Here is a 25,010-nt window from a genome sequence, read left to right on the forward strand (position 1 = left end):
GCGGGCCGCATATGTGCCCTGTCTCTCGGGGCCGCTGGCCCCTGTGGCGATCGTAGCTCAGTTGGTTAGAGCGCCGGTTTGTGGTACCGGAGGTCGCGGGTTCGGATCCCGTCGATCGCCCCATTTGGCTTCATTTCTACAGCCTTTGGGCTTCGCTTTCGCGCTGTTCCCGCCTATAGGGCGGCGATGACTGATGCGCGCGACACGGGCCTGACCCTTGATCCCAAATATGACCGCGATGGACTGATCACCGCCGTCGTGACGGATGCAAGGAGCGGCGAGGTGCTGATGGTCGCGCACATGAATGGGCAGGCTTTGGCGCTGACCGTGGAGACGCGCCTCGCCCATTTCTGGTCGCGCAGCCGGCAGTCGCTCTGGAAGAAGGGCGAGACATCCGGTCACATGCTGGAGGTATGCGATATCCGAATCGATTGCGATCAGGACGCTGTCTGGGTGAAGGCCATTCCAGCCGGGCCGACATGCCACACAGGCGCACGCTCCTGTTTTTTCCGTCGCGTCGGGTCCGAAGGCCTAAGCCCGGTCGATGCGGCGGATTAGCCTGACGCTCTTTCTCCTGTTGCTCGGTTGCCAGCGCAGTCCTGCCAATCAGGATACTCCGCCCGTCGTGTCGGGCGGAGCGGCATCCCGGCTGGAACAGGCGGCGATAGCCAGCGGGACGATTGCCGACCCCGCCAAGATATCGCCTGTCGGCCTCTTCCAGCGCACTCACGAGGCTGGCCGAGACGCATTGTGCGTCATACCTGCACGCAATGGCGAGCTGCATTTTGGCCTGGAAGCGATTTTCGGTGAGGAACCTGCCTGTCGAGGGCAGGGGACGGCGCGGCGGGCTGGCGACAAGCTGATCCTCAGTTTCAAGGGTGGCGATCGCTGTATCATCGTCGCGCAATATGATGGCGACCAGGTGGCGCTCCCCGGCGTTGTCGATCTGGCTTGTGCTGATTTGTGCGAAGGGCGCGGTTCGCTGGAAGGGGTGAGCTTTCCGCGCATCGCCAGCGATGCGGCCAGCGCGCTCCGTGCGCGCGAGCGGTCTGGCGATCCGCTCTGTACCGCCTAGTGGCCGATATAGCGTCCAGGGCGATGATTGACGACCAGCACGGCGTTGATCGCTCCGGCGGATAATATGGACAGGGCGAACCGGTCGGCGCTCAGGATCGGCAGGGATGCGAGCAGGATCAGCACATCGCACCCCATTTGCGTGCGGCCGGCGTTCCAGCCGCGCGACTTTTGCAGGATCAGCGCCACCACTCCGATACCGCCGACGCCGGCGCCGTGCCGGGCGATCGCCAATATGCCAAAACCGATGATTGATCCGCCGAACAGGGCTGCAAAGACCGGGCTGATCTTCGCCACCTGCAACGCGGCGGGCATCGTCAGGCCCAGCGCCATGATAGCGATGTTGGCGAACAACGTCTTGAGCCCGAACGCAAGCCCCATCGCTCTGCCGCCAAACAGGAAGAAAGGAATATTGACCAGGATGAACAATGTCGCGGGCGACCAGGGGATCAGATAGGAAATGAGCAATGCGACGCCTGCCATGCCCCCCGTCACCAGACCTGCTTGCTTCAGCAGCATGAGCCCCATGGCGATGAAAGCGCAGCCAATCGCTATGGCATAGCCATCTTCCGCAAGATTATGGGGACGGGCCGGCGGGTGAAGAGCAGGCAGGGCGGGCGGCATGCAAGGGGTCCATTCATTGGAAAAAAGCCCTCGTCATCCTCTCCCGCGATAGGATCCATGCTCTGGCCACCCAAGGGCGGCCGGAGCACGATCATTCCGCTGCTTATTGTGTGCGCCGCTGTGCCACGAAGCCGCCAGAGTGCGCAAGATGCCGCAGCTATTTGCAGCGGCATGCACGCCGACTGCGGCGAACGCTTTTGCGCGGCGCTACCGTTTCGGTCACATAGGTGGTGGTCGTCGTGGTTGTCGTTGCCGGCTGGACCGTGACGGTCGTCACGATGGGAGCAGGATAATAATAGCCGCCCGACACATAGCCACCCGCCATCGGTGCGCCACCCCAATGCGGCGCGCCTTCATAAGGCGGCGGCGGATAATCGACACCTGCGCCCCGTACATCGCCTTCGAACCGGCCATCATAGGTTCCTGAAACCGTCCGTCCGTCGTCAGTTGTCCAGGTACCGGTCCAGCGGCCTTCATATTCGTTGGAACTGGTCACGGCATCATCGGCATAGCCATAGCCGTCGTCATAGCTGACGCCGGGCCGAGGCGAGGGCGCATCCCGCCGATCGTCTTCGGCCTTGTCGATCGCCATACCAGCCACCGCCCCGACGCCAGCGCCGATCACCGTGCCGGCCGTGCGATTGCCGCGTCCCGCGATGCGGTTGCCCGCGACGCCGCCCACGACCGCGCCGATCGCAGCGCCGCCCAGGCCATTGTCGCGACGATCATCGGCATAGTCGCCATAACCGCCCTCGTAACGGTCCCAGTCAATATCTGACCGATAGTCATGGACCCGCCCGTACCGGTCGGTCATGACCGCATCATCATAATAGCGCGACCAACCATAGCCGGGCGCGGGGGCAGGCAGCCCATAGGCGGGGTAATTGGCGATATAATAGTTGGGGCTGACCCAGTAGCGCGGCAGGATGTAGCCGCGCACGGGGCGCCGATAGCCGTTCCAGCCGCCCGGTGCGCCCCATCCAGCGTACCACCGGCCTTGCTGGCGCGGACCCCAGCGGTGCATGTTACTATGCGCAACGCCGGGACGCACGCCATGCGCCCCGCCACGACCGTTCGCCGATGCAGGCGCCGCTACCCCGGTCATCGCCAGGGCCGTGCCGATCAGGGCAAGGTTCAACATCCGCATGGATCAGTCTCCCGATGGTCTTGAGCGGGCACGAGGCGCGCCGCGAAAATGCTAACGCGCTGTTTAGCATGATGATCCGCCGCAATCCACGGATCATGGCGTTATACGCTGTCCTGAAACGGGGCAGATGTAGAGGGTCAGGCGATGCGCGCGGCAATCATCGTCGCCAATCCTTCAAGTCCTGCGGCGTCCTCGGCGTCGAAGCGGGCAGCGCGCGGGCTATCGAGATCAATCACCCCCACGAGCGCGCCATCATGGATGACCGGCACGACGACCTCCGACTCGCTGGCCGCATCGCAGGCGATATGTCCGGGAAAGGCGTGAACATCCTCGACCAGCTGGGTTTCGCGCGTGGCTGCCGCCGCGCCGCACACCCCGCGACCAACCAGGATGCGGATGCAGGCCGGCTTGCCCTGAAAAGGACCAAGCACCAGCTCATCCCCGATCAGCCGATAGAAGCCCGCCCAGTTGAGGTCGGGCAGGAACTGCCATAAGAGCGCGGATATATTGGCCATATTGGCCATAGCGTCCGGCTCGTCGCGCGTGAGCGCGTCCGCGGCGGAGACGAGATCGGCGTAGAGCGTGGCTTTGTCAGCCTGGGCGGTTGGGGCAAAATCAAACATGCCGCTTCTATAGGGACGCCTGGCTGCCGGTTCCAGAGGGGAGGGCCCGTCTGGCGCAGCCGGTCAAATCAAGATATGCCCTTATTCGCGCGATATGGCGCGCGTCCGGCCTGCTATCGTCGGCCAATATGCCCGCAGCGCGATAATCGGTTCGATCGATAATGCCGATCCGATATTTCCGACAAAGGGTATCCACGCGCTGTTTGTCCAGCTTGGACAGATCCATGAATATGGGGCGGTGCACCATGTTGGGGGGGACGCGAACAATGTCCTGCGCAAAGACGCCGCCCCGCGGGTCCAGCAACAGGATGTCCACAGGCAGTGCAGCAGCATGGGCATGGAGGCGCGCGTAGGGGGTGACGAAGCGCGCGACCATCACGCCTTGCGCCGCGACTGTGGCCATCGACACCATGACCGCCAACCAGATCGGGCGCAGGCTGGCTGGCGACGGGTAAAGTTTGTTCCAACCCAATCCGGCGAGCAGGCAAAAGGGGCCGATATAGCCATGCAGATAGCGATAGCCCCAGCCCAGTCCCTGATGCACGGTCAGCAGCATCCCAATGGCGCACCCGCCAGTCAGTCCGATAAATAGCAGCGCCCGTCGGCCTTTTGCGTCCTGACGGAGGCTTCGCCACGCACCTTTCATTCCGATGAGCGCGAGCGGGACGAGCAGCGCATTATTCCAGGCGAAAAACCGCGTGAGATAGAGGAGCGGCTGAAGGCTGGCCAATCGTGGGGACAAGGAGACGCCTTTGGCGGCGCCAGCGGTGATGGAAAGGTCTAGCCGATCGACCAGCAGCAGGGGGTATAGCTTCATCCAGACAATCAGGAAAATGGCGTAGCTCACCGCATAGAGGGCAGAAAGCGCCCACCGTCTGCGCCAAAGCAGTGTCGCCAATATGGGGCCAGCGAACAGGACGTGAAACTGCACCTTATGGAGGGACAGGGCAAAGAACCCAACCAAAAGCGCAGCGCCATGCGTGCAGGTCCTTTCACGAATGAACAGCGCGAGCCAGACCATGTTCAGCGCAAAATGCGCGGTCATTGCGTACGCGGTCATCGCCGTGAACAACAACTGGCAGGACGAGAAAGCGAGCAGCATGACGACAGTGCGAATGTCAGGCCGATCGGGAAAAAGATTGCGCGACACGTCCCACAGCATCAGCAGCCCAAGCCCCAACAATAGCGGCTGGGTCACGGCGGGGTCCGCAAATTGTGATACCAGCGCCTCAATCGCTGCTGAACCGGGTAGATATAGGGAAATCCAGTATCGGTCGCCGCCCATGGGGTTGAGGAAGTCGGGTGACATGGCGTCAGCATAAGCGCGCCATTCCGGCGGGATCGGCATGGCAAGCTGACCATGGGCCAGGGCTGCTGCGCTCATGCGCGCCAAGGCTTCGTCACGCGACAGGGAATAGCCGGACATCAGCCAGTGATGGCCCGCCCAGGCGATGGCCATGACGGCGACGATGGCGACGCCGATTTGCCAGTTCCTTATCTCGGGCGGCGATCCGGGATTGCCAGCCTGCCCCTTCAGTAAGGATAGGAAGCCGATCAGAAACGCCGCGACCGGAGCATCCTGAGTCAGGAAGACATACTGCTCAAACCGCAGACCATTGGCGAAGATCATCGTCGCCATGCCGGCAAGGAGCCAGACCGACGCACCGATGGCGAACCACCGTAGCATTGCTTGCGCAGCATATTGCTCGCCCGATTGGTGGCCTTTCACGATGCCGGCCCGCACGGTCATTGCGATCCCCCTTTCGCAGATGATGGCCTAATATGGATAACAGCGCGTCAGTCCATTTGTATCTTACCGCGCCCTTGCTTGACGGAACTACGCGCTTTCTTTGCGTCAACGCGGCGGGCCTTGGCGGCCTTGCCGGGTTTGGTGGCGATGCGGCGGGCGTCGCGTTGATGGGCTTTGGCGATCAGGTCGGCGAGCCGGTCGCGGGCGTCCTGCCGGTTGGCTTCCTGGGTGCGGAAGCGGTTGGCCTGGATCAGGATTTCGTTGGCAGCGGTGAGGCGCGATCCAGCCAGTTCCTTGATTTTGCGATAGGCATGGGGGGGAAGGCCAAGGCGGAAGAGGTTGACGCGCAGTTGCACCGCCGTCGCGACCTTGTTCACATTCTGGCCGCCCGGTCCCCCGCCGGTGACGAAGCGCTCCTCCAGCGCCTCTTCGGGCACGTCAAAGTCCGGCATCGTCCAGATGTTCCGGGCCAAAGCCAGCGGCGGCAAAGGTTTGCGGCAGTGGCGCGGTCGCCTCGGCAGCAGGCTTGTCGCCGCGCGGGACGCTGAGGAATCGGCTGTGGAGCAGCATAGGCCCTTCGCCATTGCCATAGACCGGATCGCCCATGATGCCAAAGCCAAGCCCGTGCTGGGCATGGACGCGTATTTGGTGGGTGCGGCCGGTTTCCGGGGTGAAGGCAACCAGCGCGCGTCCGTCGCGCTCGGCAAGCTTGCGCCAATGGGTGACGGCGGCCTTGCCCGCCTTGGCCGCGATCATGCGCCAGCCCTGCGTCGGCGTGCTGACCTTCTTCAGCGAAAGGGCGATCGTCCCTTCGGTCTCCGCCGGGACGCCATCGAGCACGGCGATATAGCGTTTCGTCACGGTGCCTGCTTCGAACGCGGCGGCGAAGCGCTTGTGCGCCTTGGGATTGCGGGCGAGCAGCAGGCAGCCGCTGGTATCCCGGTCCAGCCGGTGGACGGCCAGCGGCCAGCGCTGGAAACCGAAGGTCAGGGACGCCAGATGATTTTCCAGGCTCATCGACCCGTCGCGCGGCGCATCGACCGGCAGGCCGGCCGGCTTGTCGAGGATCAGCGCCTCGCCATCTAGAAACAGGACATGGTCGGTCAACAGGGGCAAGGGGTATCATCCTAACGGGAACAGGGGGCGATTGACGCGCGCGCACCATCCTATAGGGCGGGGCGGCGATGGAAAACAGGGGGCATGACGCGGCGACCGCGCAATTTCGGCTGGACTGGGTCGATGTGGCGCGCGGCATCGGCATCATCGCGGTGGTGGCGGGGCATATATGGACGCGCGGCCCGGTGCGCGATGCGCTCTACAGCTTCCACATGCCGCTTTTCTTCCTGCTGTCGGGCCTGTTGTCGCGGCCACGCCCCATCGGTGCCTTCACCCGGCGGCAGATCGTCAGCCAGATGCGGCCCTATGCCGCCTTCCTGACAGTGCTGCTGTTCGCCGACCAGATCATCGAGCCGATGAAGGGCAATGTGCCCATCTATCGCGACTGGCCGCAGGATATGGGTCCCATATTGCTGGGCGGAACATGGCTGGGCGGGCCGTTCATCATCTTCTGGTTCGTGCCCTGCCTGATGACGGCGCGGATCGCATTCAACGTCGCCTTCAACCGCTGGCCCGATCCGCTCGACCGACGATGGGGGTTGTTGCTCGTGCCGCTGGCGCTGCTGGCCTATGGGCTGGGCTGGCTGTTCGATGTGTCTCCGTTGGGCCTGCTGACCGTGCCAATGGCCATATTGTTGCTCTGGGCCGGCGCGGCATGGCCGCATGTCCGCTGGCGCAATGGCCTGATCCTGCCCCTGGGGCTGCTGGCGACGGCGGGGCTGTCGGGCCTGTTCCCGACGCTCAACATGAAGGTCGCCGATTATGGTTGGCCGCTGCTGTCGATCGGCGCGGCGGTGGCGACATCCCTGCTGCTGTTCCGCCTGTCGGCGCGGATCGCGCGCCTTGCCTGGCCGCTGAGGCAGTTCGGCCGCGCCTCGCTGGTAATCATGTATCTGCATGGCGCGCTGATCCATTATTGCGGTCCTTCCCTGTCCAAGGCCTGGCTTTTCCTTCTCGCTCTCGTCCTGCCCCTTCTTGCCTGGCACCTGGTGCGGCTGACGCCGCTGCGGCGCGTTTTCCTCTAGCGCTTCAGTGAAGATGGCGCAGCTTGTCGGGGTTGCGCATCACATAGATGGCGCTGATCCGCCCATCCTCGATCGCGAGCGCGGTGGTCTGGATTTCGCCATCGGCCTCTCGCGTGACGAAGCCGGGCAGGCCGTTGATCCGGCAGGTGCGCAAAAGCGTCGACCCATATTTGCCGAACAGTACGCCCAGCGCCTTGTGTACCTGCATGACCTGCGCGAAGCCCAGCGCGGGGCGGACGGTCGCCGGGCGCTTGCCGCCGCCGTCGCTGTGCAGGCTGACGTCCTGCGCCAGCATTGCGCCGAGCGCTCCCATGTCGCCGCTGCGCGAAGCAGTAAAGAAGGCGTTGGCGATCTCCAGCCCACGCGCCGCATCCATGCGATAGCGGGAGCGGGCGGCGCGGACATGGCCTCGCGCCCGCGCAGCGAGTTGCCGGCAGGCGGCGGTATCCCGGCCAATCGTGGCGGCGACCTCCTCAAAGCCCTGGCCGAAAACGTCGTGCAGCAGGAAGGCGGCGCGCTCCAGCGGAGACAGTCGCTCGAGCGCCAGCATCAGCGGCAGGGTGATGTCATCGGGGTCCTCATCCCCGTCCTCCACCAGCGGTTCGGGGAGCCAGGGGCCGACATAGGTTTCGCGCCGCACCCGCGCGGATTTGAGATGATCGAGGCACAGGCGGGTGACGATGCGGCGGAGAAAGGCTTCGGGTTCGCGCACCGCGTCATGGTCCGCGCCCATCCAACGCAGGAAGGCGTCCTGCACCACATCCTCGGCGTCCGCCACGGAACCGAGCATGCGATAGGCGATGCGGGTGAGGCGGGGACGCAGCGGGGCGAAGCGCGCCGCCGCGTCCGTCTGCGTCCCCTGCGCCATCAGGCCGCCGCCTTGACGTGCGCCGCTTCGCGTGCCTTGGTCGCGGGGGTTTCGATCCACATGCCAAAGCCGACCGCGAGCCGGTTCCAGCCGTTGATGACGTTGATCGCCAGTGTCAATTGCACCTGTTCCTCCTCGCTGAACTCCCATTTTAGCGCTTCATGGGCGGCCTGCACCTCGGGTGCTTCGGACAGGCGCGTCATCGCTTCAGTCCAGCCCAGCGCGGCGCGTTCCCGATCGGTATAGCAAGGGGCGTCGCGCCAGGCGGAGAGGAGAAAGAGCCGCTGTTCGCTTTCCCCCTGCGCGCGGGCGTCGGCGCTATGCATGTTGAGGCAGTTGGCGCACTGGTTAATCTGCGACGCGCGGATCTTGACCAGTTCGACAAGCGCGGGTTCCAGCGCTTCGGCAATAGCGGTGCTGGCGGCGTACCAGGCCTTCATTTGCTGGGGCGCGGCGGTGAAGGGATCGAGCTTGGCAGTCATGATGCAGTCCTTTCGCTTGGGGTGTGCAATCATGACGAGACGGCGGCGAGGGATGTGACATGCTGCTGTGTTTTTTGCACCCGATGGGCCATGTGGACAGCAAGGCGAAGTTCACACGGTTTCGCCTGTTTTGGGCCGGAAGCGACCACGAAGCGACCGCGAAGCGACCACAAGGCGACACCTGAGCGACGGGGGGCTTTGCCCGCCCCGGGCCGCGCAGGCAGGCATGTGCGGGTGGTGAAGAGCGGCGTCATCAACCAGTGTAGATCAGACGAAATCCTATTTTGGAAGAGATATGTGAGCGGGCAAAGCTGGCCCGCTTTGCGCACCAAAAAACGGGCTGGCGCATGTCCGGTGCGCCAGCCCCTGTGGTTTTTCCTTCGCGAGATCCGAAGGCGATGCGGTCGCGACAAACCGCGCCGGGCGATCAGCCGTGCAGCTTCATCGCGGTTTCGGCGATGCGGCGGCCCTGATAGCGCGCGCCGTCCAGTTCTTCTTCGCTGGGCTGGCGGCTGCCGTCGCTGTCGGCCAGCGTGGTCGCGCCATAGGGCGATCCGCCGCGCACCTTGTCGACGCCCATCTGGCCCTGGAAACCATAGTCGAGGCCGACGATGGTCATGCCGAAATGCATGAGGTTGGTGATGATCGAGAAGAGTGTGACTTCCTGTCCGCCATGCTGGCTGGCCGTCGAAGTGAACGCGCCGCCGACCTTGCCATTGAGCGCGCCGCGCGCCCACAGGCCGCCGGCCTGGTCGAGGAAGGCCGCCATCTGGCTCGACATGCGGCCAAAGCGTGTACCGGTGCCCACGATGATCGCGTCATAGTCAGCCAGTTCGTTGACGGTAGCGACCGGCGCGTCCTGATCCAGTTTGAAATGGGCGTTCTTCGCGACGTCGAGCGGCGCGGTTTCGGGCACGCGCTTGATATCGACGTGCGCGCCGGCGGATGCTGCGCCTTCGGCCACGGCCTTCGCCATGGTTTCGATATGGCCGTAGGATGAATAATAAAGGACCAGAACCTTTGCCATCGTCATGTCTCCTTAGCTGAAATGGTTTGCGTGAAGGGTGGCCGCCTGCGCGGGAGGGAGGAAGGCGCAGGCGGCCCGGCCCGTTCATGAGGGAGAGGGGAAAGAACGGGCCAAAGGGTTTCTAGATGCTGTCGACCAGCACGATTTCGGCATCTTCCAGTGCGGTGATGGTGATCGGACCGCCACTGGTGATTGCCGCGCCGTCGCGCGCCTCGAAAGGTTCGCCATCTATTTCGATCCGCCCGGTGGCGGGCACGAGATAGAGGTGACGACCGGGCGCGCTGTCATAGGTGATGCTGGTCCCCGCCTTGATCGTGCCGCCCAGCAGGCGGGCGTCGGCGCGGATGCGCAATGCTTCTGTGTCAGCATCATCGCCGCTCGCCAGCACGACCAGCTTGCCGGCACGGTCGCCCTTGGGGAAGGGCTTGGCGCCCCAGCTGGGCTGGCCGCCGCGGCTGCGCGGCATGATCCAGATCTGGAACAGGGTAGTGGTTTCATCCTCCAGATTATATTCGGCGTGACGGATGCCGGTGCCGGCCGACATCACCTGAACATCGCCGGCCGCCGTGCGGCCCTTGTTGCCCAGGCTGTCCTGGTGCGTGATCGCGCCGGTGCGGACATAGGTGATGATTTCCATGTCGTTGTGCGGATGAGGCGGAAAGCCGGAGCGCGGTCCGATCTCGTCATCATTCCAGACGCGGATCGCACCCCAGTGCATCCGTTCGTCGTCATAATAATCGGCGAAGGAAAAATGATGGCGCGCATTGAGCCAGCCATGGTCGGCATGGCCCAGCGACGCGAAGGGGCGGCGTTCGATACGGCTCGCAGTGGTCGTGGTCATGGCAGATGCCTTTCATTTCAAAAGCCGGGGCTTCCGGCTTGCTTTCCGCCAATATAGCCATCAGGATCGTTTCCTGAACGAACAGCTTTGAAACGGATTGTTTCCAATGCGCCTTCCCGATTTTGAAGCCTGGGCGATGTTCGCCGCCGTGGTCGAGCATCGCAGCTTCACCGACGCGGCCAAGGCGCTGAGCGTGTCCAAGGCGACGGTGTCCAAGGCTGTGACGCGGCTGGAGGAGCATCTCGACACCAGCCTGTTCAACCGCACCAGCCGCCGCCTGGCGTTGACCGAAAGCGGCAAGCGGCTGGCCGATCATGCCCAGCGCATCCTGGCGGAGGGGCGGGCGGCCGAAGAGGCGGCGCGGGACGAGACGGCGGAATTGTCGGGCGTTGTGCGGCTGGGCGCGCCGATGACGTTCGGCCTGCTGCGCATCGCTCCGCTGGTGGCGCAGTTCACGAAAATGCATCCCCTGGTCGATATAGACCTACATCTGTCGGACGCGAAGATCGACATCGTGGAGATGGGGTTGGATGCGACGATCCGCATTGCCGACATGCCCGACAGTTCGTTGCGGGCGCGGCGGCTGGCGGACGTCAACCTGCATGTGATCGCGTCGCCCGCCTATCTTGATGCGCGGGGGCGACCGGCGCATCCAAGCGACCTGGGCGTGCATGATTGCATCTGCTATTCCAATGTGATGCCGTCTGACGTCTGGCGATTTTCGGGGCCGGGCCAGCAGGTCGTGGCGGTGCAGGTGCGCGGGCGGCTGACGATCAACAGCGGGGAGGCGATGTTGCCGGCGCTGCGCGACGGGATCGGCATTGCGCGGTTGCCCGACTTCATCGTGGGCGAGGCGCTGGCGAAGGGCGAATTGGAGGAGATATTGATCGACTGGCGTTCGCCGCCAGTCGGGCTGCATCTGGTGACGCCGCCTTCAAGGCTTCGTCCGGCCAGGGTGGACGCGCTCATCGACTTCATTGCCAGCAACCATGGCTGTTAAGGATCACCGTCAACCTTCGTAAATTTTTTCTGCTGCAAATGGCATGTCTTAGCCTCGCAGCGGCCCGATGCTGTCGTTTCGCATGTGAATCTACCTTGACTTTGCGTGGGTGGAGCGGCGCTCAACCCTTTGTAAATAGATTCGTTTCCATGCGACTCGCCGGATTCCGCCGGTTAGTCAAAAATTAACCTTTGTCCTTCAGAAGTTTTTTGGTTAATGATTTGAAGCGGAAGCCGTTCTGGTGGGGTGAACGGGACTGCGACGCAAAGGGGCATTCATATGCGCGTGCTGCTGATTGAGGACGAACCGACCACCGCCAAGGCGATCGAGCTGATGCTCACGACCGAAGGCTTCAACGTCTATACCACGGATCTGGGCGAAGAGGGTTTGGACCTCGGCAAGCTCTATGATTACGACATCATCTGCCTGGACCTGAACCTGCCGGATATGCATGGCTATGACGTGCTCAAGAAATTGCGCGCGGCGAAAGTGCAGACTCCGGTGCTGATCCTGTCGGGCATCAGCGAGATGGACAGCAAGGTGCGGTCGTTCGGCTTTGGCGCGGACGATTATGTGACCAAGCCCTTCCACCGCGAGGAACTGATCGCGCGCATCCATGCGGTCGTCCGTCGGTCCAAGGGGCATAGCCAGTCGGTCATCCGCACCGGCAAGCTGTCGGTCAATCTGGACGCCAAGACGGTGGAAGTGGACGGCAATCGCGTTCACCTGACCGGCAAGGAATATGCGATGCTGGAGCTGCTGTCGCTGCGCAAGGGCACGACGCTGACCAAGGAAATGTTCCTCAATCACCTCTATGGCGGGATGGACGAGCCGGAACTCAAGATCATCGACGTCTTCATCTGCAAGCTGCGCAAGAAGCTGGCGCTGGCCTGCGGCGGCGACAATTATATCGAGACCGTCTGGGGTCGCGGCTATGTGCTGCGCGATCCGGACGAGGTCGAGGAAACGCAGGCCAAGGTCGCCTGACGTTCAAACATTAAATACGGGTTGGAAAGGCCGGGCTCCAGCAGGAGGCCGGCCTTTTCCGTGTCTGGGGCGCGGGGGCCAGCAATCTTAACGGCTTGGTCACCTTATGCCGTGTAGCGCGGCGGTGAAGGAGTTTCCGTTTGATGGGTCAGGCAACGCATAGTCCCGAAGCAGCATGGGATGCCATTTGCCGGTCCCAAGCGGTGATCGAGTTCGACCCGTCCGGCATCGTGCTATGGGCCAATGACCGATTCCTGGCGACCATGGGCTATGCGCTAGCGGAGATACAGGGCCAGCATCATCGCATCTTCTGCGAGCCCGGCCATGGCGATACGCCGGCCTATGCCGAATTCTGGCGCAAGCTGGGGCGGGGAGAATATGACGCGGGCGAATATCGGCGCGTGGGCAAGGGGGGGCGCCTCGTCTGGTTGCAGGCGACCTATAATCCGGTATTCCACGCTGACGGATCGATCGACCGCATCCTCAAGATCGCAACCGACAATTCGGCGGCGCACCAGTTGCGGACGGAATTGCGCAATACCGTCGATGGCCTGTCCGATATCGTCAACAGCATCGGGTTGATCGCCAACCAGACCAACATGCTGGCGCTCAACGCCAGCATCGAGGCTGCGCGGGCGGGTGAGGCGGGCAAGGGCTTTGCCGTCGTTGCGGCTGAGGTCAAGAAATTGGCCGGCGACACGCGCAGCGCTACCGATCGGGCGCGGGCGATGGTTACGGCCGCGCGATAGAAGCGTCAGAAGGCCAGCGAGAGCTTGCCATAATAAAAGCCGCCGCTGATGCCATAAGGGGCATAGCTGTTGTACAGCGCAAAGCCTGACGCGCCCTGGTTCACGGCGCTGAGCTTTGTCGGATAGATGTTGAAGAGGTTGTTGGCGCCGGCCGCGAGGCGGACGCCAGCGGCCAGCTGTTGGCTATATTCCAGGTCGAATAATATCTTGGGCGCGATATGCTCATCGGGATAGAAGGTCGCGCCGTCCACGGTAACGGTCCGCGTGGCGACCTGCGTCACATCGCCATAGCGGGTCGCGCGCAGGTTGAGCGTCGCGTTTCCCTGCGTCCAGTTCAGGTTGGCGATGATCTTGCTGCGCGGCGTGCCCCTGGTGACATCGCCCTGACGCGCGCGGTCGATCAGATTTACCCCCAAGTCGGCCAGCACCTGCGGCACGTCCAGACGGGTGAAGATCGTCCTGTTGATATTGCCAGACAGGGTCACGAGCGCGCTGCCCAGTGCGCCCAGGTCCGCGCGCCAGTTGGCGACGACATCGATTCCGCGCGTGCGTGTGCTGGCTGCGTTCGAAAAGTAGAATCCGCTCTGCACCGGATCGAGGCCCCGGGTGAGCAACAACTCGCCAAGGACATTATAGCCGCTGGCGCGCGTCGCATCGGGAAGGCCCGACAGGATGCCGCCCAGCAGGATACGATCCCGAATGCGGATCTGATAGGCGTCGATCGTCATGCTGAGCCGGGGCAGGGGCGCAAGCACCAGCCCGGCGGAGAGGTTGGTCGATCGCTCGGGCCGCAGCGGTTGCGCGCCCCAGGCGATGGCGACCGGATCATCGACCTGAAGCGCACGGACCGGGGCGAGGCGGGTGGTGGTTTCCCCGGGGAACAGCACGCCGATCGTACTGGACGAGGCGTAATAGCGTTGCTGGAGCGTTGGCGCGCGGAAGCCTGTGCTGACCGTGCCGCGCAGGGCGATGCCGCGCAGGGGTTCGATCCGGGTCGAGATTTTCCATGTGTTGGTGGTGCCGAAGTCGGAATAATCCTCATGCCGGGCGGCCAGCGCGACCTCCACACCCTGCGCGACCTTCTGTTCCAGGTTGAGATAGGCCGACCAGTTGTGGCGGCGATACCGGCCGGCGCTGTCGGGGGTGAAGCCGGTGACGCCCTGCGCGCCCGGCGTGCGCGTCGCGCCGGCGAAGGGCGCGCCGGGGGACGAACGATAGCCGCCATCGGCATGGGAAGCTGGGTCGCCAGCCGCGATGCGATAGCGATTTTCGCGATATTCCGCACCGATCGCGAGCAGCAGCGGTTCGGCAAGGCCCAGCGGCACGTCGCGTTGCACGTCGATATTGCTGGTCCATTCGGTGGCTGTCACGGCCCCAAGGAAGAAGCGGGTCGGGCTGGTCGGCCCGAATGAAACGTTGAGCGACTGTTCGGAATAGCGTCCTTCATTGCGGGCATAGCTGGTGCTGAGATCATAGCGGAAGCCGGCGGGGCCATCACCGCGCAGGCCGCCGGTCACCTGGCTGTCGCGATCCTGGATGGAAAGATGGGGGATATAGCCTTCTGGATAGATGTCCGGGATGGTGAGGATGGAGTTGGGTGGACGGTAGGTCAGATAGGCGTCGGCACGGCGGCGCGACCAGGTGCCGTGGCTGTACAGTTCCGATGCGCCCAGCGGCATGACGGCATGATAGGCCAGATTGACGCCGGACACCTGTGGCTGGCCCGGCTTGTTGCGCATCCGGTCGGCGGTGGCTTCACGGGGGTCGCCGGGGAAATAGAGGCTGGAGGTAATCGGGCCGCCCCGGACGGTGCGGCCCTGAAGAACCCCGTCGGCGGCGAGGTGGATCGTGCCGCGGCCGATCGCAAAGCCCTTGTCGACCTGAAAGCGGCCCTGTTCGCCGCCGCCGTTCCAAGTTCCGCCGCCCACGATCGACGCGCCGCCCCGCCTGTCGTCCTTGAGCAGGATATTGACGACGCCGGCGATTGCGTCCGATCCATAATGCGCCGACGCGCCGTCGCGCAGCACCTCTATCCGTTCGATCATGTTGGACGGGATGAGGTCGAGGTCGGGGGGCGACTGGCCATTCTGGGTCGTGCCGTTGATGAACAGGGTCGCGCTGTTGTGCCGCCGCTTGCCGTTGACCAGCACGAGCAACTGGTCACCGGCAAGCCCGCGCAGCGACAATGTCTTGATCGCGAAACTCGCGCCCGCGCCGCTGTTGGATACGGATATGGCGGGGACCAGCGCGCCGAGCAGGTCGCGGACCGACTGCCGGCCATTCGCCTCCATGGCGCGCGCCGAAAGGATGTCGATGGGCACCATGCTGTCGGCGACGGTTCGGGTGACAAGGCGCGTGCCGGTGACGATGATCGGTGTGACGTCCGTGACCGGACCGGACGCTGGCGCAGAAGCGGCCTGGGCGAGCTGAAAGGATAGCGGGCTTTGCCGCGCGGTGGCGCGAGACGGCGCGGCAAGCGCGATCACCCCTGCGCTCGTCTGCATCATGCGCAACTGCGTGCCGGCGAGCAGTTTTTGCAGCGCCTGCCCCGTCGTCATCCATCCTTCTATCCGGCGGCTGCGGATGGCCGATACTTCCTCATAAGGGAAGAGGATGCGCACGCCGGTTTGCGAGGATAGTTGACGCAGCGCGCCGCTGAGCGGCTGGACATGAATGTCGAAGCGGTGCCGCTGATCCAATATTCTGTCCGGCGGCGGATTGGCCCGTGTCGGCAGCGTCGAACAGCATAGCAGCATAAGCCCGGCCAGGGCTTGAACGAGGCGCATGGCCAATCCCCCTTGTCGCCCGCCCCGTCGCGCGGTCATCAAGGAGAAACGGACTGCGCCGACCGACCCGCCATGACGGCGGAGCAGACCACCGTGCGATATTTACAGGCGGGGCAGGGTGACGCCCTGTTGTCCCATATATTTGCCCGCGCGGTCGGCATAGCTGACTTCGCACGGTTCGTTTCCCTGGAGGAACAGGAACTGGCACGCGCCTTCATTGGCGTAGATTTTGGCCGGCAGCGGCGTCGTATTGGAAAATTCCAGCGTCACATGCCCTTCCCAGCCGGGTTCCAGCGGGGTCACGTTCACAATGATGCCGCACCGCGCATAAGTGGATTTGCCAAGGCAGATCACCAGCACGTCGCGCGGCACGCGGAAATATTCGACCGTGCGGGCGAGCGCGAAGCTGTTGGGCGGGATGATGCAGCAGTCGGTCTTGCGATCGACGAAATTCTTGGGGTCGAAATCCTTGGGATCGACGATCGTGCTGTCGACATTGGTGAAAATCTTGAATTCGTCGGCCACACGCGCGTCATAGCCGTAGGAGGACAGGCCGTAGCTGATGCTGCCCTCGCGCTTCTGGCTTTCGACGAACGGTTCGATCATGCCGGTCGAAAGCGCCCGTTCGCGTATCCATTTGTCGGAAAGAATGGCCATGTCTGTCAGCTCTTTTTGGCAGGGGCGATGCCCAGGTCCATGGGACCAAAGGCATGGGGAAGGAGGTCGGGCAGGGAGAGCGCGAGCACGCGGTCGCCACTGGGCGTCGCGCAATGGATGACGAGCGGGCGGCCGGCCATTTGTTCGGCTTCGTTCATCACCTGCCGGCAGCGGCCGCAGGGGGTGACCAGCGCTTCCTGTTCACTGTCCATCGCGCCGCCCACCACCGCGATGGCGGCGACATCGGCAAAGCGTCCCTGCGCGTTGACGGTTGCGAGCGCGACCGTTTCGGCGCAGAGCGACAGGCCGTAGCTCGCATTTTCGAAATTGCAGCCGGTGACGATGCTGCCATCGGTCAGGCGCACTGCCGCTCCGACGGCAAAGCGGCTATAGGGCGCATGGGCATGGGCCATCGCTCCGCGTGCGGCGGCGATCAAAGCCTGCGTTTCGGAATCATCACCCATTATCGCGCCACCACATTCCATCGCACCGGACCATCGACGCCGTCGATATGCCGCAAGTCGGTGGCTGTCCACATCACCCAAGGCCGGCTGGCATAATCGGGCGGGAAGAAATTGCCGTCCAGCCACAAGGTGCGATTGATGCCCGAACCAATATCATAGGCGTCGTCGAAATCTTCGGTCACGTTGAGCAGCGCCGGCTTGCCCGCCTGCCCCTCCACCAGGTTGATGAGCGTGTTGAGGTTGGAGAGCAGCAGGTCGCGACCCGGCCGCTCGGCGCATCCCGGCGCAAAGGCAAGGCGGATGACCGGGGGCAGGGCGGCATTGTCGCGCGGCACTGTAGTCATGAAGCCGGTCGCCTGGTCGATCGGGCTGCGGCAGGCGCTATATTCGATCACCGCGCCATAGCGCATGCCCGCCGCGCGCGCGCCGCGCCAGTTGGTGGCGAAGGCCGGATCACGCCCGTCCTGTGCCCGCACCGCGCGGATATAGGCGAAGTCCGCCCCTTGCGCGGCGAGCGTGCCCCAATCGACCGGGCCATCGGTCGACCCGATCGTCACCCCCTGCACCGGATATTCGTCCCGACCCGGCGCCCAGGCGCGGGCATAGAGCCACAATGCCAGCGCCAGCATCGCGATCAGCGCCAGTCCCGCCCCGATGCGGACCAGCATGCCCCCGAACGTCAAACCCCTGATCCCACTACCCCTTGATATGCAGCACGCAAATCAGCGTAAACAGCCGCCGCGCTGTGTCGAAATCGACCTTGATCTTGCCCTCCAGCCGCTCGATCAGCATGTCGGCGGCATCATTGTGGATGGCGCGGCGCGCCATGTCGACCGTTTCGATCTGCTGGGGCGATGCGTTGCTGATCGCCTGATAATAGCTGTCGCAAATGGCGAAATAATCGCGGATCGGGCGGCGAAACCGACCGAGGCTCAGGATGATGGCCTCAAGCGGGCTGTCGTCCTGCCGGTTGATTTCGATGACCAGCCGCCCCTCCTCGACCCGCAGCACGACCTTGTAGGGACCGGCATAGCCGTCAGGATGGGCACGCTGGGGCGCGAAATGATTATCCTCCAGCAGGTCGAAGATCGCGATGCGCCGTTCCTGCTCCACATCGGCATTGCGCCACAGGATCGTGCGCTCGTCGAGCTTGATGTCTATGATGCGCGGATCGGCCATATGCGAGCGCATAGTCAGTGCGGCGGCGCGCGCTCAAATGCAAGCGGGACTTATCCACAACTGCGTCCCCATGGCCCCTTGCGCCCGTCGCGCGGTGGGAGGAAAGAGGGGCTATGGTCGAACTGCTGAAAATCAATCCCGCCGACAATGGCGGCGCCGAACTGCCGCGCAATGTGGAGGCTGAGGCTGCCTTGCTGGGCGCCATCATGATCGACAATCGCATTGCCGAGGATGTGCAGCTCAAGCTCAAGGCCGAGCATTTTTTCGAGCCGCTGCACGGGCGCATTTATGACGCGATCATGCGCCTGCTGGACAAGGATATGGTCGCCAATCCGGTAACGCTCAAACCCATGCTGGAACAGGATCCGGCATTGAAGGAACTGGGCGGCGCGGCCTATCTGGCGCAGCTGACCGGCAATGGCGCGGCGCTGATCGGCGCGCGCGACTTCGCCAGCCAGATTTACGACCTGGCGCTGTTGCGGGAATTGGTGAGCGTCGGGCGCGAACTGGTTGAAAACGCGCTGGATACCAGCGAGGACGTCAACCCGCGCGAGCAGATCGAAGCGGCCGAGGTCGCTTTGTACAAGGTTTCGGAAGGCGAGGGCGAGACCGGATCGGTCAAGAGCTTCCTGATGGCGTCGACCATGGCAGTTCAGGTGGCAGAGCGCGCGCTCAACAGCGGCGGCCATGTGTCGGGGATCACGACCGGGATCAACAGCCTCAACGCCAAGATCGGTGGTCTGCACAATTCCGACCTCATGATCCTGGCCGGGCGACCGGGCATGGGCAAGACGTCGCTGGCAACCAACATCGCCTATAATGCCGCGTCGCGATGGGTGCGCGACAATGCCGACGGCATTCCGCCCGAGAAGAATATGGGGGCCAAGACCGCGTTCTTCAGCCTTGAAATGTCCGCCGACCAGCTGGCGACGCGCGTTCTGGCCGAACAGTCGGGCATTTCGGGCGAAGCGCTGCGCATGGGCAAGATCAGCCGCGCGGATTTCCAGAACCTGTCCCGCGCGGCGCGCGAGTTGCAGGAATTGCCGTTGTTCATCGACGATACGCCGGGCCTGACCATCGCGGCGCTGCGCACGCGCGCGCGGCGGTTGAAGCGGCGGCACGACATCGGGTTTATCGTGGTCGATTATCTTCAGCTGCTACAGGGCACGGGCCGGGGCGACGGCAACCGCGTCAACGAGATTTCGGAAATCTCGCGCGGATTGAAGACATTGGCGAAGGAATTGCATGTGCCGGTGCTGGCGCTTTCCCAGCTCAGCCGCGCGGTCGAACAGCGCGAGGACAAGCGGCCGCAGCTGTCCGACCTGCGCGAATCCGGATCGATCGAGCAGGATGCGGACATGGTGTGGTTCGTGTTCCGCGAGGATTATTACGAGGCCGCCAAGGAGCCCAAGCCCGACGACGAGGCCGCCTATGCCGCGTGGAAAGAGAATATGGAGCGCATCTATGGCCTTGCCGAGGTGATCGTCGCCAAGCAGCGCCACGGTTCCACCGGCCGTATCCGCATGAAGTTCGACGCGAAGATCACCCGCTTTTCCGATGTCGCCGACGATGGCTATCAGGATATGAGCTATGAGTGACGCCGGCTTGCCGTAGATCCGTTCGTTTCGAGCGAAGTCGAGAAACCTGAAGCACACGCATGGCCGCTTCTCGACTTCGCTCCAAGCAAATGGAGCGGGCTTATGCCCCCTTCGCCGCCTTTGCCCGTGCCGCCACGCGCTGTTCCAGCATCGACAATGGCATCGCGCCTTCCTCAAGAATGGCGTGGAACTGCTTGATATCGAAGGCATCGCCCAGTTCGGCCTGCGCGGCCGCGCGCGCCTTGGTCCACACGCCATGGCCGACCTTGTAACTGGTCGCCTGGCCCGGCTGGGTGCAATAACGTTCGACTTCGCGCTGGCAGCGGGGGCGGGCAAAGCCGGTCTTTTCCACCATATAGTCCGTCGCCTTTTCCCGGCTCCACCGTTTGGCGTGGATGCCGGTGTCGACCACCAGCCGCGCCGCGCGGAACAGGAAGGACTGAAGATAGCCGGCGCGATCGAGCGGCGTAGCATAGCCGCCTAGTTCATCGGCCAGCTGTTCGGCATAGAGCGCCCAGCCTTCGGTATAGGCGCTCATGAAGGCGGTCTTGCGCAGCATCGGAATGTCGCCGGCGGTTTGCGCGGTGGAAATCTGAAGATGATGCCCCGGCACCCCTTCATGATAGGTGAGCGCGGGCAGGCCATATTTGGGCCAGTCGCCCAGATCCTTGAGGTTGATGAAATAGATGGCCGGGCGCGACCCGTCGAGCGCCGCGCGGTTATAATAGCCGTTGGAGGCGCCATCCTGAATTTCCACCGGCACCGCGCGGATTTCCAGCTTCGTGTCGGGAATGGTCGTGAAGGCTTGCGGCAGTTTCGCCTTCATCGCGTCGAGGTCGCGGTTGAGCTGCGCCAGCAGGGCGGCGCGCCCATCCGTGCTGTCGGCATAAAGCTGTGACGGTTCGACGTTGAGCTTCGCCAGCCGCTCGCCCACGGTGCCGCTGCTATAGCCAGCGTCTTTCAGAATGCCGTCCAGTTGCGCGCTGATATCGGCGACCTGCTCCAGACCCATGGCGTGAATCTGGTCGGCGCTAAGATCGGTCGTCGTGGCCTGCTTGAGCGCGGCGGCATAGATTTCATCGCCGCGCGGCGTGCGCCAGACGCCATCGCCCGCCGCGGTCTTGCCCTTGAGCGCCTCGATCGCGGCGATCTGCTCATCGAGCGCGGGATAGATCGCTTTTTCCACGACTCCGGTGGCCTGCGCCTGCCAGTCGCCGCTGATGCCCTTGGCGGACGCGCGCTTGACCAGCGACTGCACCATCGAGCTTTGCGCAGCGGGCTGGCCGCGCAGTTTCTTCAACTGGCCGAGCGTCAGGTCCAGCGACCATGCCGGAGCGAGATAGCCGCGCGCGGCTTCGTCCCGCTGAAGCGCGGTGTCGGTCCGCAGGTTGCGCGCGAAGGCGTCCAGCCGGGCGGCATAGGCATCGCAATCGGCGCTGTCGTTGATGGTATGCGCGGTGTTGAGGAAATCGGGCACCCGGAAATAGCTGCCGCCCTGCTGAAAGATGCGATACGGCCGCTGCACACTGTTGAGGCTGAACGTGCCCGGCGCGACCGTCTGCTGCCCCAGCGAATAGAGAATGACGTCGAGGTTGAGGCGCTGCGCGTCGGACAGGTTTGCGCCCTTGAACCCCTCCAGTTCCTTGATCGCCGCCTGTGTCGCGGCAAGGTCCTTCATCATGCCCGACTTGCTGTTGTCATCGAGCTGGCTCTTGGCGTCGGCGCGCGCGCCTTTGTCGAGGCCGAGGCTGGTGACGAACATGGGCGAGCGATCGAGCACGCCTTCGAAAATCGCGGCGAAGGCGGCGGACAGGCGGGCATCGTCGCCATTGCCCGGCATGGCCGCCTGCGCAAAGGCGCGCGGCGCGGTAGCGGCGAGGGCGGTGGCTCCGGCGGTGGAAAGGAAAAGACGGCGGTCCATGATGGGGCGACTCCCTAATGTCGATAGGGCTGTGTTATCGCCATGGCACGGCCCGCCGTCCAGTCCGTTATATTTCAATGGGATCAGGCCGCGCCCTGAACCTTATCCTGCGTTTTCGTGTCGAAATCGCTGGCGTCATGGCGTTCGTGCAATTGCTCTTCCAGCGGGCCGTTGGCTTTATTCACCATGCGGCCGCGCTTGACGGCGGGGCGGGCGTCAATCTGCTTGGCCCAGCGCACCACATTCTTGTAGCTCGCGACATCCAGAAACTCCCCGGCGTCATAGGCGCGGCCCAGCACCAGTCCGCCATACCACGGCCAGATGGCGATATCGGCAATGCTGTAATCGTCGCCCGCCATATAGTCATTGTCCGCCAGATGCCGGTCAAGCACGTCCAGCTGGCGCTTCACCTCCATCGTGTAGCGATTGATCGGATATTCGTATTTTTCCGGCGCATAGGCGTAAAAATGGCCAAAGCCGCCGCCCAGCAGCGGACCGGCGCCCATCTGCCAGAACAGCCAGCTGAGCGCGGCAGTGCGCGCGGCGGGGTCTGTCGGCAGGAACTTGCCGAACTTTTCAGCGAGATAGAGCAGGATCGCGCCGGATTCGAACACCCGCCGTGGCGGAGAGACACTATGGTCCATGAGCGCCGGGATCTTGCTGTTGGGATTGACGGCGACGAAGCCGCTGGAAAACTGGTCGCCATCGCCGATCTTGATAAGCCAGGCGTCATAGTCCGCCGCGCTGACGCCGGCCTCCAGCAACTCCTCCAGCATGATCGCGGCCTTCTGGCCATTGGGCGTTGCGAGCGAATAGAGTTGCAGCTTGTGCTTACCTACCGGCAGGTCCTTGTCATGAGTGGGACCGGCGATCGGGCGGTTGATACTAGCAAATTGACCGCCGCTGGCCTTGTCCCAGGTCCAGACCTTGGGCGGGGTATAGGGGGTATCGCTCATCGAAAATTCCTTCTGACGCCGAAAGATGGGCGACAGGTAAGAGGCGGCGGGGGAGGCGGCAAGGCGTCCATCCGCCGCCATGGTCGCCTTGGCGCAGGACGGTCGATAAATTTTGTTCCGCGCGCCATAAAAAAGCTGTGCAATGCCCCTTGACGCTCGGCCCGCGCAGGCCATATTCGCGTCGCTAGCACTCGACATCGAAGAGTGCTAACACAGGAAAGTTCATCGGGAGAAGGACCGGCGCGACGGATCAGCGGGCCTCTTGGCTTTGCCACCGCCGCTATCCCCTCCCATCGCCAAGGGAAAGGCACTTAACATGGCATTTCGTCCGTTGCACGACCGTGTTCTCGTTCGCCGCGTAGAAGCGGAAGAGAAGACTGCTGGTGGCATCATCATCCCCGACACCGCCAAGGAAAAGCCGCAGGAAGGCGAAATCGTGTCCGTCGGCACCGGTTCCAAGGCCGAAGACGGCAAGGTCACGCCGCTGGACGTCAAGACCGGCGACCGCATCTTGTTCGGCAAATGGTCGGGCACCGAAGTCAAGGTCGATGGCGAAGACCTGCTCATCATGAAGGAAAGCGACATTCTGGGCGTCATCGCCTGATCGCATCCCGCTTTTCCTAATATTCCCACTCATTCGAAAGGTAGAAGATCATGGCAGCGAAGGACGTAAAGTTTTCGCGTGACGCGCGTGAGCGCATCCTGCGTGGCGTCGACATCCTGGCCGACGCGGTCAAGGTGACCCTGGGCCCCAAGGGCCGCAACGTCGTCATCGACAAGAGCTTCGGCGCACCCCGCATCACCAAGGACGGTGTTTCGGTCGCCAAGGAAATCGAACTGAAGGACAAGTTCGAGAATATGGGCGCCCAGATGGTCCGCGAAGTCGCTTCGAAGACCAACGACATCGCCGGTGACGGCACAACCACCGCTACGGTTCTGGCCCAGGCCATCGTCCGCGAAGGCATGAAGTCGGTTGCCGCCGGCATGAACCCGATGGACCTCAAGCGCGGCATCGACCTCGCCGTCGGCAAGGTCGTGGAGGACATCAGCGCCCGTTCCAAGCCCGTTTCGGGTTCGTCGGAAGTGGCGCAGGTCGGCATCATCTCGGCCAATGGCGACGTCGAAGTCGGCCAGAAGATCGCCGAAGCGATGGAAAAGGTCGGCAAGGAAGGCGTCATCACCGTCGAGGAAGCCAAGGGCCTGGAATTCGAGCTGGACGTCGTCGAAGGCATGCAGTTCGACCGCGGCTACCTGTCGCCCTATTTCATCACCAACCCGGAAAAGATGCAGGTCGAACTGGCTGACCCCTACATCCTGATCCACGAAAAGAAGCTCAGCAACCTTCAGTCGATCCTGCCGATCCTGGAATCGGTCGTGCAGTCGGGTCGTCCGCTCCTCATCATCGCGGAAGACATTGAAGGCGAAGCGCTGGCGACCCTGGTCGTCAACAAGCTGCGCGGTGGCCTGAAGGTCGCGGCCGTCAAGGCGCCGGGCTTCGGCGATCGCCGCAAGGCCATGCTGGAAGACATCGCCGTTCTCACCAAGGGCGAAGTCGTCAGCGAGGACCTCGGCATCAAGCTCGAAAACGTCACGCTGGGCATGCTGGGCACCGCCAAGCGCGTCACCATCGACAAGGACAACACCACCATCGTCGACGGTGCTGGCGATGCCGAATCGATCAAGGGCCGCACCGAGCAAATCCGTTCGCAGATCGAGAACACCACCTCGGACTATGACCGTGAAAAGCTGCAGGAGCGTCTTGCCAAGCTGGCCGGCGGCGTGGCCGTCATCAAGGTTGGCGGCGCGACCGAAGTGGAAGTCAAGGAGCGCAAGGACCGCGTCGACGACGCGCTGCACGCCACCCGTGCGGCCGTTGAAGAAGGCATCGTCCCCGGTGGCGGCACCGCGCTGCTCTACGCGACCAAGGCGATTGAAGGCCTGACCGGTGTCAATGATGACCAGACCCGCGGCATCGACATCGTTCGCAAGTCGCTGACCGCCCTGGTTCGCCAGATCGCGGCAAACGCCGGCCATGACGGCGCGGTCGTTTCGGGCAAGCTGCTCGACCAGACCGACACGTCGTTCGGCTTCAACGCGTCGACCGACACCTATGAAAATCTGGTCGCCGCCGGCGTC

26 protein-coding genes and 1 tRNA gene are annotated in these 25,010 nt (G+C 63.5%); 10 read left to right on the top strand and 17 right to left on the bottom strand.

The annotated features are described in order from the left end of the window. Positions 1 to 46: 46 nt before the first annotated feature. From SKA58_RS05450 to SKA58_RS05460, 3 genes are all read left to right on the top strand, one after another. Positions 47 to 123: transfer RNA gene (locus SKA58_RS05450), tRNA-His, on the top strand. Positions 124 to 186: 63 nt separating this feature from the next. Further along, complete coding sequence (hisI, locus tag SKA58_RS05455; RefSeq protein WP_009821374.1) at positions 187 to 558, top strand: phosphoribosyl-AMP cyclohydrolase; 372 nt, start codon at positions 187 to 189, stop codon at positions 556 to 558. Next, complete coding sequence (locus SKA58_RS05460; protein WP_009821375.1) at positions 545 to 1,075, top strand: hypothetical protein; 531 nt, start codon at positions 545 to 547, stop codon at positions 1,073 to 1,075. The genes hisI and SKA58_RS05460 overlap by 14 nt, the downstream gene beginning before the upstream one ends. On the opposite strand, the gene SKA58_RS05465 is transcribed toward SKA58_RS05460, so the two are convergent. From SKA58_RS05465 to SKA58_RS05490, 6 genes are all read right to left on the bottom strand, one after another. Then, on the bottom strand, positions 1,072 to 1,698 hold the full coding sequence (locus SKA58_RS05465) for a YitT family protein (protein WP_009821376.1): 627 nt from the start codon (positions 1,696 to 1,698) through the stop codon (positions 1,072 to 1,074). The genes SKA58_RS05460 and SKA58_RS05465 overlap by 4 nt on opposite strands. Positions 1,699 to 1,855: 157 nt before the next feature. Beyond that, positions 1,856 to 2,845: an RcnB family protein gene (locus SKA58_RS05470; protein ID WP_009821377.1), complete on the bottom strand. Its 990-nt coding sequence runs from the start codon at positions 2,843 to 2,845 to the stop codon at positions 1,856 to 1,858. A 137-nt stretch (positions 2,846 to 2,982) separates the two neighbouring features. Further along, complete coding sequence (locus tag SKA58_RS05475; protein ID WP_009821378.1) at positions 2,983 to 3,468, bottom strand: GAF domain-containing protein; 486 nt, start codon at positions 3,466 to 3,468, stop codon at positions 2,983 to 2,985. Positions 3,469 to 3,475: 7 nt separating this feature from the next. Then, positions 3,476 to 5,218 carry a hypothetical protein gene (locus SKA58_RS05480; RefSeq protein ID WP_009821379.1) on the bottom strand — a complete coding sequence of 581 codons (1,743 nt, stop codon included), beginning with the start codon at positions 5,216 to 5,218 and terminating at the stop codon, positions 3,476 to 3,478. Between the two features lie 47 nt (positions 5,219 to 5,265). Then, entirely contained in the window at positions 5,266 to 5,670 is a 405-nt protein-coding gene (gene arfB / locus SKA58_RS05485) for an alternative ribosome rescue aminoacyl-tRNA hydrolase ArfB (RefSeq protein WP_009821380.1), read from the bottom strand. Next, positions 5,657 to 6,334 carry an RluA family pseudouridine synthase gene (locus SKA58_RS05490; RefSeq protein ID WP_009821381.1) on the bottom strand — a complete coding sequence of 226 codons (678 nt, stop codon included), beginning with the start codon at positions 6,332 to 6,334 and terminating at the stop codon, positions 5,657 to 5,659. The genes arfB and SKA58_RS05490 overlap by 14 nt, the downstream gene beginning before the upstream one ends. A 68-nt stretch (positions 6,335 to 6,402) precedes the next feature. On the opposite strand from SKA58_RS05490, the gene SKA58_RS05495 reads away from it, so the two are divergent. Continuing rightward, the gene (locus SKA58_RS05495) at positions 6,403 to 7,359 is read left to right on the top strand and encodes an acyltransferase family protein (RefSeq protein WP_009821382.1); all 957 of its coding nucleotides are present in this window, start codon (positions 6,403 to 6,405) and stop codon (positions 7,357 to 7,359) included. Positions 7,360 to 7,363: 4 nt separating this feature from the next. Here the strand turns inward: SKA58_RS05495 and SKA58_RS05500 are convergent, their stop codons facing one another. From SKA58_RS05500 to SKA58_RS05515, 4 genes are all read right to left on the bottom strand, one after another. Further along, entirely contained in the window at positions 7,364 to 8,227 is an 864-nt protein-coding gene (locus tag SKA58_RS05500) for a sigma-70 family RNA polymerase sigma factor (protein ID WP_009821383.1), read from the bottom strand. Continuing rightward, positions 8,227 to 8,709, bottom strand: a complete 483-nt coding sequence (locus SKA58_RS05505) for a carboxymuconolactone decarboxylase family protein (protein ID WP_009821384.1) — start codon at positions 8,707 to 8,709, stop codon at positions 8,227 to 8,229. The genes SKA58_RS05500 and SKA58_RS05505 overlap by 1 nt, the downstream gene beginning before the upstream one ends. 427 nt (positions 8,710 to 9,136) lie before the next feature. Then, positions 9,137 to 9,736, bottom strand: a complete 600-nt coding sequence (gene wrbA / locus SKA58_RS05510; protein WP_037542632.1) for an NAD(P)H:quinone oxidoreductase — start codon at positions 9,734 to 9,736, stop codon at positions 9,137 to 9,139. A gap of 121 nt (positions 9,737 to 9,857) precedes the next feature. Next, positions 9,858 to 10,577: a pirin family protein gene (locus tag SKA58_RS05515; protein WP_009821387.1), complete on the bottom strand. Its 720-nt coding sequence runs from the start codon at positions 10,575 to 10,577 to the stop codon at positions 9,858 to 9,860. 106 nt (positions 10,578 to 10,683) lie between these two features. Here SKA58_RS05515 and SKA58_RS05520 point away from each other — a divergent pair, with 106 nt between their 5' ends. From SKA58_RS05520 to SKA58_RS20475, 3 genes are all read left to right on the top strand, one after another. Then, positions 10,684 to 11,577: a LysR family transcriptional regulator gene (locus SKA58_RS05520; RefSeq protein WP_009821389.1), complete on the top strand. Its 894-nt coding sequence runs from the start codon at positions 10,684 to 10,686 to the stop codon at positions 11,575 to 11,577. Positions 11,578 to 11,856: 279 nt separating this feature from the next. After that, on the top strand, positions 11,857 to 12,564 hold the full coding sequence (gene ctrA / locus SKA58_RS05525; protein ID WP_009821390.1) for a response regulator transcription factor CtrA: 708 nt from the start codon (positions 11,857 to 11,859) through the stop codon (positions 12,562 to 12,564). 143 nt (positions 12,565 to 12,707) lie between these two features. Then, the gene (locus tag SKA58_RS20475) at positions 12,708 to 13,313 is read left to right on the top strand and encodes a methyl-accepting chemotaxis protein (protein WP_009821391.1); all 606 of its coding nucleotides are present in this window, start codon (positions 12,708 to 12,710) and stop codon (positions 13,311 to 13,313) included. Between the two features lie 5 nt (positions 13,314 to 13,318). On the opposite strand, the gene SKA58_RS05535 is transcribed toward SKA58_RS20475, so the two are convergent. From SKA58_RS05535 to SKA58_RS05555, 5 genes are all read right to left on the bottom strand, one after another. Further along, positions 13,319 to 16,099: a TonB-dependent receptor plug domain-containing protein gene (locus tag SKA58_RS05535; protein WP_009821392.1), complete on the bottom strand. Its 2,781-nt coding sequence runs from the start codon at positions 16,097 to 16,099 to the stop codon at positions 13,319 to 13,321. A 102-nt stretch (positions 16,100 to 16,201) separates the two neighbouring features. Continuing rightward, the gene (gene dcd, locus SKA58_RS05540) at positions 16,202 to 16,756 is read right to left on the bottom strand and encodes a dCTP deaminase (protein WP_009821393.1); all 555 of its coding nucleotides are present in this window, start codon (positions 16,754 to 16,756) and stop codon (positions 16,202 to 16,204) included. 5 nt (positions 16,757 to 16,761) lie between these two features. Further along, a complete protein-coding gene (locus tag SKA58_RS05545) occupies positions 16,762 to 17,220 on the bottom strand; it encodes a cytidine deaminase (protein ID WP_009821394.1) in 459 nt (152 codons plus the stop codon). Next, complete coding sequence (locus SKA58_RS05550) at positions 17,220 to 17,888, bottom strand: GH25 family lysozyme (protein WP_037542159.1); 669 nt, start codon at positions 17,886 to 17,888, stop codon at positions 17,220 to 17,222. The genes SKA58_RS05545 and SKA58_RS05550 overlap by 1 nt, the downstream gene beginning before the upstream one ends. A gap of 28 nt (positions 17,889 to 17,916) precedes the next feature. Next, on the bottom strand, positions 17,917 to 18,399 hold the full coding sequence (locus tag SKA58_RS05555) for a UPF0262 family protein (RefSeq protein WP_009821396.1): 483 nt from the start codon (positions 18,397 to 18,399) through the stop codon (positions 17,917 to 17,919). Between the two features lie 113 nt (positions 18,400 to 18,512). Here SKA58_RS05555 and SKA58_RS05560 point away from each other — a divergent pair, with 113 nt between their 5' ends. Beyond that, positions 18,513 to 19,997 (top strand): replicative DNA helicase, encoded by a 1,485-nt coding sequence (locus tag SKA58_RS05560; RefSeq protein WP_009821397.1) that lies wholly within the window; start codon positions 18,513 to 18,515, stop codon positions 19,995 to 19,997. Between the two features lie 100 nt (positions 19,998 to 20,097). On the opposite strand, the gene SKA58_RS05565 is transcribed toward SKA58_RS05560, so the two are convergent. After that, a complete protein-coding gene (locus tag SKA58_RS05565) occupies positions 20,098 to 21,918 on the bottom strand; it encodes a DUF885 domain-containing protein (protein WP_009821398.1) in 1,821 nt (606 codons plus the stop codon). A gap of 83 nt (positions 21,919 to 22,001) precedes the next feature. After that, on the bottom strand, positions 22,002 to 22,874 hold the full coding sequence (gene yghU, locus SKA58_RS05570) for a glutathione-dependent disulfide-bond oxidoreductase (protein WP_009821399.1): 873 nt from the start codon (positions 22,872 to 22,874) through the stop codon (positions 22,002 to 22,004). A gap of 316 nt (positions 22,875 to 23,190) precedes the next feature. Between yghU and groES the strand changes: the two genes are divergently transcribed. Beyond that, positions 23,191 to 23,478, top strand: coding sequence for a co-chaperone GroES (groES, locus tag SKA58_RS05575; protein ID WP_009821400.1), 288 nt, complete (start codon positions 23,191 to 23,193; stop codon positions 23,476 to 23,478). A 50-nt stretch (positions 23,479 to 23,528) separates the two neighbouring features. Next, on the top strand, positions 23,529 to 25,010 hold a 1,482-nt coding region (groL, locus tag SKA58_RS05580; RefSeq protein WP_009821401.1), incomplete at its 3' end, for a chaperonin GroEL.

The sequence above is a fragment of the Sphingomonas sp. SKA58 genome (assembly GCF_000153545.1).
GTDB lineage: Bacteria > Pseudomonadota > Alphaproteobacteria > Sphingomonadales > Sphingomonadaceae > Sphingobium > Sphingobium soli.

Bases quoted from the DNA above. Each gene is read 5' to 3' on its own strand.
- SKA58_RS05520 (WP_009821389.1), top strand. From the start codon at position 10,684: ATGCGCCTTCCCGATTTTGAAGCCTGGGCGATGTTCGCCGCCGTGGTC.
- SKA58_RS05560 (WP_009821397.1), top strand. From the start codon at position 18,513: ATGGTCGAACTGCTGAAAATCAATCCCGCCGACAATGGCGGCGCCGAA.
- arfB (WP_009821380.1), bottom strand. From the start codon at position 5,670: ATGCCGGACTTTGACGTGCCCGAAGAGGCGCTGGAGGAGCGCTTCGTC.
- SKA58_RS05500 (WP_009821383.1), bottom strand. From the start codon at position 8,227: ATGGCGCAGGGGACGCAGACGGACGCGGCGGCGCGCTTCGCCCCGCTG.
- yghU (WP_009821399.1), bottom strand. From the start codon at position 22,874: ATGAGCGATACCCCCTATACCCCGCCCAAGGTCTGGACCTGGGACAAG.
- SKA58_RS05475 (WP_009821378.1), bottom strand. From the start codon at position 3,468: ATGTTTGATTTTGCCCCAACCGCCCAGGCTGACAAAGCCACGCTCTAC.
- ctrA (WP_009821390.1), top strand. From the start codon at position 11,857: ATGCGCGTGCTGCTGATTGAGGACGAACCGACCACCGCCAAGGCGATC.
- SKA58_RS05555 (WP_009821396.1), bottom strand. From the start codon at position 18,399: ATGGCCGATCCGCGCATCATAGACATCAAGCTCGACGAGCGCACGATC.
- SKA58_RS05480 (WP_009821379.1), bottom strand. From the start codon at position 5,218: ATGACCGTGCGGGCCGGCATCGTGAAAGGCCACCAATCGGGCGAGCAA.
- SKA58_RS05515 (WP_009821387.1), bottom strand. From the start codon at position 10,577: ATGACCACGACCACTGCGAGCCGTATCGAACGCCGCCCCTTCGCGTCG.
- SKA58_RS05470 (WP_009821377.1), bottom strand. From the start codon at position 2,845: ATGCGGATGTTGAACCTTGCCCTGATCGGCACGGCCCTGGCGATGACC.
- SKA58_RS05495 (WP_009821382.1), top strand. From the start codon at position 6,403: ATGGAAAACAGGGGGCATGACGCGGCGACCGCGCAATTTCGGCTGGAC.
- SKA58_RS05465 (WP_009821376.1), bottom strand. From the start codon at position 1,698: ATGCCGCCCGCCCTGCCTGCTCTTCACCCGCCGGCCCGTCCCCATAAT.
- SKA58_RS05550 (WP_037542159.1), bottom strand. From the start codon at position 17,888: ATGCTGGTCCGCATCGGGGCGGGACTGGCGCTGATCGCGATGCTGGCG.
- wrbA (WP_037542632.1), bottom strand. From the start codon at position 9,736: ATGGCAAAGGTTCTGGTCCTTTATTATTCATCCTACGGCCATATCGAA.
- SKA58_RS20475 (WP_009821391.1), top strand. From the start codon at position 12,708: ATGGGTCAGGCAACGCATAGTCCCGAAGCAGCATGGGATGCCATTTGC.
- SKA58_RS05535 (WP_009821392.1), bottom strand. From the start codon at position 16,099: ATGCGCCTCGTTCAAGCCCTGGCCGGGCTTATGCTGCTATGCTGTTCG.
- SKA58_RS05565 (WP_009821398.1), bottom strand. From the start codon at position 21,918: ATGGACCGCCGTCTTTTCCTTTCCACCGCCGGAGCCACCGCCCTCGCC.
- groES (WP_009821400.1), top strand. From the start codon at position 23,191: ATGGCATTTCGTCCGTTGCACGACCGTGTTCTCGTTCGCCGCGTAGAA.
- dcd (WP_009821393.1), bottom strand. From the start codon at position 16,756: ATGGCCATTCTTTCCGACAAATGGATACGCGAACGGGCGCTTTCGACC.
- SKA58_RS05460 (WP_009821375.1), top strand. From the start codon at position 545: ATGCGGCGGATTAGCCTGACGCTCTTTCTCCTGTTGCTCGGTTGCCAG.
- hisI (WP_009821374.1), top strand. From the start codon at position 187: ATGACTGATGCGCGCGACACGGGCCTGACCCTTGATCCCAAATATGAC.
- SKA58_RS05505 (WP_009821384.1), bottom strand. From the start codon at position 8,709: ATGACTGCCAAGCTCGATCCCTTCACCGCCGCGCCCCAGCAAATGAAG.
- SKA58_RS05545 (WP_009821394.1), bottom strand. From the start codon at position 17,220: ATGGGTGATGATTCCGAAACGCAGGCTTTGATCGCCGCCGCACGCGGA.